At 39.1% G+C, this 6,459-nt stretch carries 6 protein-coding genes; all 6 read right to left on the bottom strand.

Annotation, left to right across the window (positions count from 1 at the left end; genetic code table 11):
* Nucleotides 1-53, bottom strand: a 53-nt coding sequence (locus tag Q0614_RS12550; RefSeq protein WP_366125044.1) for a sugar phosphate nucleotidyltransferase, incomplete at its 3' end; no start/stop codon positions are given.
* Entirely contained in the window at nt 46-1,170 is a 1,125-nt protein-coding gene (locus tag Q0614_RS05965) for a glycosyltransferase family 4 protein (RefSeq protein WP_298787243.1), read from the bottom strand. The genes Q0614_RS05965 and Q0614_RS12550, both read right to left, overlap by 8 nt.
* Nucleotides 1,171-1,188: 18 nt before the next feature.
* Complete coding sequence (locus Q0614_RS05960) at nt 1,189-2,277, bottom strand: glycosyltransferase (protein WP_298787242.1); 1,089 nt, start codon at nt 2,275-2,277, stop codon at nt 1,189-1,191.
* Nucleotides 2,278-2,304: 27 nt separating this feature from the next.
* A complete protein-coding gene (locus Q0614_RS05955; protein WP_297943222.1) occupies nt 2,305-3,534 on the bottom strand; it encodes a hypothetical protein in 1,230 nt (409 codons plus the stop codon).
* Nucleotides 3,486-4,646, bottom strand: a complete 1,161-nt coding sequence (locus Q0614_RS05950) for a glycosyltransferase (RefSeq protein WP_297943220.1) — start codon at nt 4,644-4,646, stop codon at nt 3,486-3,488. Before Q0614_RS05950 ends, Q0614_RS05955 begins: the two co-directional genes overlap by 49 nt.
* Nucleotides 4,639-6,459, bottom strand: a 1,821-nt coding sequence (locus Q0614_RS05945; protein ID WP_298787241.1) for an alginate lyase family protein, incomplete at its 5' end; no start/stop codon positions are given. The genes Q0614_RS05950 and Q0614_RS05945, both read right to left, overlap by 8 nt.

Raw genomic sequence — 6,459 nt, 5'->3', positions numbered from 1 at the left:
CTGATGGGCCACAGCCTCGTGCCGCTGCCGCCGCTTAGGATTATATTAGTCATTTAGGCCGTCCTTAAATTCCTCATATTTTTTCTCGACGTAGCTTTTGATCTCGGCTTCAAAGCGCGCGCGCGAAAATTTTAAAGAATTTTCTCTGATTTTTACAGGCTCAAATTTATCATAATTTTGCTCAAATTTAGCTACGGCGGCGAGCAGCTCCTTTGCGTTTTGCTCCATAAAATACAGCCCGCTCTCGCCATCAATCACCGTCTCGCGAGCGCCGCCGCGCCCAAAGCAGATCACCGGCGTACCGCATGCCTGCGCCTCCACCGGCGTAATGCCGAAGTCCTCCTCTGCGGCAAAAACGAACGCCTTAGCCCGCCCCATAAGATCCGCCATCGTTTCATCATCTGCGAAGCCCAAAAGTTCGACATTTTTGCCCGCTTTTGATTTTATTTTTGCCATATCGGGACCATCGCCGATAACGAGCAGCTTTTTATCAGTCTGCGAAAATGCCTCTACAATGAGATCGATCTTTTTGTACGGTACCATACGCGAGGCGGTAAGGTAAAACTCCTCTTTGGCTTCGCGCAGCGTAAATTTATCCACGTCCACGGGCGGATAGATGACGTCGCTGGGCTTGCCGTATGTTTTTTTGATACGGCGCGCGATGTAGCGGCTATTTGCGACGTAGTGATCCACGCGGTTTGCGGTGCTCGCGTCCCAAAGCCTAATTTTATGTAAAAAATACTTCGCCAACATGCCCTTTAAACCGCGATCCAGCCCGCTTTCTCGCAAATACTGATGATACAGATCCCACGCGTAGCGGATCGGCGTGTGTACATAAGCGATGTGGAGTTGATTTGAGTGTGTGAGAACCCCCTTTGCAACGGCATGCGAGCTGGATAGCACGACATCATAGTCGCTTAGATCAAACTGCTCGATCGCGAGCGGAAATAGCGGCAGGTAGTTGCGGTATTTATCCTTCGCAAAGGGCAGCTTCTGGATAAAGCTCGTGTGGGCGCGCTTGCCTTTTAAAATTTTATCTCTGTCGGTATCGCTTAAAAAGTCGATGAGGCTATAAATTTCAAAATCATCCCAGATATCGGTAAAACTCTCGACGCATTTCTCCGCGCCCGCATAGGTGCTAAACCAGTCGTGAATAAGGGCTTTTTTCATTACTGCTCCCTAATTGATCTATTTATTTTCAAATATCTGCTCGTAAATTTTTTCCACTTTACGAATCGCGATGCCGATATCAAATTTATCTTTAAAATTTAGCAACACTTCGCTTCGCATTTTACCGTATATTTTCTCATCATTTAATAAAATTTCTATATCCCGGCGCGCCTGCTGTGCGCTCTCAAACAAAAATCCGCTTTTGCCGTTTTCTACGACTTCGTTATTTCCCACGACGTTTGTCGCTACTATCGGGATGCCGAGCGACTGCGCCTCTATGAGCGCATAAGGTAGCCCCTCCCACCTAGAAGTAGACAGGTATATGTCCGTAGCGGATAGATACGCGGGTATTTCGTCGGTAAAGCCGGTAAAGATTATATTTACGCCGTCTTTTTGCGCCATAGATTCAAATTTTGTCCTATCGTCGCCGTCTCCGAGCCACAAAAAAACGATGTCTGAGTTGTCTTTAAAATTTTGAGCTATCTCGTACGCCAAGGACATATTTTTCTGATAATCGAATCTCGAAATAGTTGTAACTACCCTTTTTTCCGATAGATTAAATTTTATCTTGGCATGATCATCTTTTAAAAGAGCTTTTATGCCGTTATATACGATCTCGCACTTACTTTTTTTAAATAGTCTAAGCTTTAAACAAAGGCTATTTTCGCTATTTGAAACATTTATAAATTTATCGGTAAATAGCGTTAAAAACCGCTCCAAAAAAATATATACACTCTTTTTCAAAAAGCCGTATTCTCCAATATGAACGCCGTGTAAAGTATGGACTATCTTTAGCCTTGGATTTAAAATTTTAAGCATCCGCGAATAGATGCCCGCACCTTTGCCATGAGAATGAACTATCTCTATATCGTTATCTTTTATAAATTTATTTAGCCCAAGGAGTTTTTTTACACTAAATTTTCTGTGCGGCAGGGCAAATATATCTTTAACCTTTTTTGACTCGCTCCACATATTATAATAGGGCTTATCTTTCGGACAAGCCAGAAAGATCTCCATATCGCTGGATAAATTATTTATAAGCAGATCGACGTGTTTTGGGCCACCGCCGTGATCGGCCCTAAGTGATAATAAAAGTATTTTCTTCATTTTAAAACCTTATAAAAATATATCAATCTACTTTTGTTTAATAGAAGCATCAAATTTCCCGTTTAATGCTTTATCGTTAAAGTTATATATCAATCCGGTAATCATCCAAAAAAACAGCTTCTCAGCATTTCCAAAAAAATGATCATTAAAAAAGCTTATAAAAACAAAAGCAAAAATATATGCTATAAAATATAAAAATATATTATCTTTCATTTTTATATATAATAACCAAGCCATCTTTATTATATGATATAAAAATGCATAAAATACACAAAAGCCAAGTACTCCAAGCTCTATAAGTGCTTTTAAATATTCAGAATGGGGTGTAATAATCTTTGCGTTGCCAAAAACATACGAAGCCGCTCCAAGACCATATCCAAAAGGATTAGCAAAGAAGAGAGAGATAGCATTATCCCAGATTTCATATCTAGTTATAACACTAGGTGCACCAAAAGGAGTATAATAAAGCCAGGAGCCGTATAAAGACCACACGCCTGAAAGATATGTGATTGTCGCAAAATAATATAATATACAAATATTTGCAAAGAAATATATATGAAATAACATAGGATTAAATTTAATTTTTAAGAAAAATAGCATAGAAATAAGGATAACAACGAACATCAATGGGTTTTTAGGAATATGAAAGCAAGATAGAGCTACAAGAGCCAATAAAAAAATATATTTATATTTATTCCTAAAAATAAAAGATAGCACGACAATAGAAATGCCATATATGTATAAAGTCTGTTCCCCCACAAAAAATGATCTTGTTCTAATTTCTCCATCCGATTCAAATAAGTTACCCAACAAATTAAAAGCCTCTTTTTCGAAGTCGGCATAGCCAAATATCTCATTAAATACAGCATAAAAAACCGATAATATAAAAAAAGAACCCAGCCCAGAAATAATAAAATTAATTTGAGTTTTTGATCTAATACAATTTGAAAAGAAAAAGAAGGTTGCAATAACTGGTAAAAAATATGTTATAAAGGCAACAGCTCCGATTTTAATATCAAAAAACATATAAATAAATAATATGCAAATAAAAATATTCATATATATGGAAGTCTTTTTTCTAAAAGAAAAAACAGCTATAAATAACCATATTAAATAAATTAAAGCCTTATATATATACGCATATGAGCCAAAATAAAATAGGCTAAATCTATCAACAAAATTATTTAAGCAATACAAAGTAAAAGCTATTATATAGAGAAAAGTAAATTCAATATTTTTTGTATTTTTGCGTTCCAATCATTATCCTTTATGAAATTAGCGGCTTTATCCATTCTATCCTTATCTGAATGCATAGATTTTTCTATATTAAGCATAAAATCCTCCTTCGAATTAGACAAAAAAACCAAATCTTCAAGTTGCTTTAGTTCTTGCCAGCTAATTGCAACAACGGGAATTCCGGCAGCAAAGTACTCATATACCTTTAGCGGATTGATATTATTTACTAAATCAGGATAATCCTTAACATTAAAAGGAATTATGCCCACTTGCGAATTATATAAAAACGCGGGGATTTTAGTGTATGGAATAGAGCCTAAAATATGCACGTTTTTTAGCTTTTTAAGTAAAGATAGGTCTTTTTGCTCCGGACCTATTATAATAAAACTATAATTTGGCAAATTTTTAGCACAGTAATATACTAAATCCACATCAAACCAATCATGTATTGCGCCTACGTAAATTACCCTAGGCTCAGGAATATCTTCAAGCTCCTGCGGCAAAGACCTATCTGCCGCTTTAAAGAAATCAAGATCAATGCCATTTGGCACATATTTCATTTTAGATTTATCTTTTATCTCGGCATATTTTTCTTTTAAATTTTTAGCCGTATAAATGACTGCATCTACCTTGTTCGCGATATTTATCTCGGCTTTAAACTGCGTATCAGAAACTGCATTAAAACCTTTTGAATAATCGGCTATCCTTAAAATCGATTTTTTATAAGTTACAGAATCTAGCAAAAAGCCGAACAATGGGCTATCAAACCACAATATATCAACCTCATTAAAACCCCGCTCCTTTATAAAATTTAATAAATTCGGACGCGTAAAATTTTGCCAATTGTTTAAGATAAAATTTGACGATAAAAACGGCTTGTTTTGAGGAGTAAAAAGGGAGCGCGGAACATAATAAAAAATGCCGCCTGCGCGCTCGCCGCCTTTTTTATAAATTCTTTCCCGCTCTTTTAGCTCGTTGCTATTTGCAAAAATTTTATGTATAGGCGAGATAGGATTTGAGATAAAAAGTACCTCATACCCTAGCTTTTCAAACGCCCTGGCATAGTGATGGCTGCCGACTTGAAACGGCGAAGTATAGTAATTTGCAACGGCCATTAAAACTTTTTTAGACATTTTTTATCAACTTTCCATACCCATTTGAATATAACTCAAATTTACTATAATAAAATTCCCTATTTGCCATATCGATAATCTCCAATTTGTCCTCTTTTATCTCAAATTTTCTAATTATCTTTACGCCCTTGTATTCTGCGGCAAGGCTTATAAAATTTTCTCCAAAATCCGCCACTTCACATATGCACTCTGCAAACATTCCAAATAATCCGATCGCTCCCTCGCCCCAACTATTTTGTTCCAGATCACCGACGATCAGTACGTTGTGAGCCTTGACGCTTCTAAATTCATTTCTTCTGCCGGGGATCGGCGTATAAAGATATGTACCTGGATCCCTCGCTATGTCGCGGCCGTCTATCCACAGCTCGTAGCTTAGCTTGTCGTTGTGCGTGTGTCCGCCGTGGTCATTCTGTCCAAGCGGCGTAGCGCAGATAGCGAGGTAAAATTTATCTGATTTGAAAATAAAAATTCCGCTGTCCGGATAAAATAGATTTTTGATCTCTTGCGAATTTGAAATTTTAAATTTCATGCTTTTTCGGTGCAGCAGTTCGCTAAATTTCACGCCAGAAGCGACCTGACTTTTATACGTTTTATCGACCGCTTGCAGCGTACGCCCTGCGAGCGAGTAAACAAAGCTTCTCTCAAAGCGCATATCATTTTTAAATATCTCATCATCGAAAATTCCGCCCATACAGCTAATTAGCGTGGAGTGGTTTAAGATATTTTCATCCCAAAACGGCTCGCCGCCGCCCTCAAAGCCGCTTAAATTTAGATATTTTCGCACGGCTTGTTCGTTGCTCAAGAACTCGCCGTTTGGGCTAAATTTGAAAAACCTGCCGCTGTCGTTATCGCCAAATTGCGGCACTTCGCCGTTTGGCTTCGTGATATCTGCGGTAAACCTGCCGATTTTATACAGCCTGTCTGCGAACCACTGCGGCAGCGCTATTTGTCCGTTTAAAATTTTAAATTCCTGCTCCTCTAAAGGCAAGAGTTCTGGTTTTTTACGCCAAAACTTTGCATCGTAATTTTTTAGCGACGAAATTTTCTCGCTTTTTAGACCCAGTATCATAGCCGTGGCATACGCCATCAGCTCGCCGCTTAGGCGGTGGTAACTCGTAGAACTCTCGAAATTTCCGCCGTCTTCGTAAAATTCCTTTTTCATTTCGCAAATTATCTCTTGCACGGCAAACGCCAGCCACGCGTCTATCTCACCGCCGCCGTTCAAATACGCGCAAGCTTGCAGCAAGCCCGCGATATCGCTTAGATAGTGATTTGACGTAAGATGCGGCGAATATTCCAGATTATTTACGATATGAAGCGCATGCTCGTAGACGCTATTTGAAAAGGTCTGCTTGAAATTTTGATCCAAAATTCCGCCACTGTCCATCTGGCAAAACATATCGTAAGCCGCCAGCATATTGGCGACCCTGATGCCCACGTCCATCGTACAGGCCCAATTTACGCCCATTCGAGGCGGATTATTGCGGATAAAATCTAAAATTTGGTTTTTAAATTCTTTTAAATTTCGCTCTTTTAAACTCGGATTCGCTATCACAAAAATAGCAAGCTGCGGCAAGTGCTGAAGCCTCGCAAGCTCCCACGGCACCTTTATATCGCTGCCCGGTTTATGGGCTATGCGCTGATCTTTGTACCATTTTTTTTCGCTCCACCGAAAGCCGCTTTTAACATCTTTTTGCCAATCGATCGGCTCGTAGTCTTCGGGCGCGCTCGTAGGAGCAGCAACGTTCATATCGTATTTGTAGCCCTCAAGCCCGAGCGCCGCGCTATCATAGCTATTTTTTACCCAGCCGCT

This window comes from uncultured Campylobacter sp. (assembly GCF_937997595.1).
In the GTDB taxonomy this organism is placed as follows: Bacteria; Campylobacterota; Campylobacteria; order Campylobacterales; family Campylobacteraceae; genus Campylobacter_B.
This window is presented reverse-complemented; position numbering and strand designations above follow the sequence as displayed.

Coding starts and splice junctions, on each gene's coding strand:
- Q0614_RS05950 (WP_297943220.1), bottom strand. CDS start 4,646: ATGTCTAAAAAAGTTTTAATGGCCGTTGCAAATTACTATACTTCGCCG.
- Q0614_RS05965 (WP_298787243.1), bottom strand. CDS start 1,170: ATGAAAAAAGCCCTTATTCACGACTGGTTTAGCACCTATGCGGGCGCG.
- Q0614_RS05960 (WP_298787242.1), bottom strand. CDS start 2,277: ATGAAGAAAATACTTTTATTATCACTTAGGGCCGATCACGGCGGTGGC.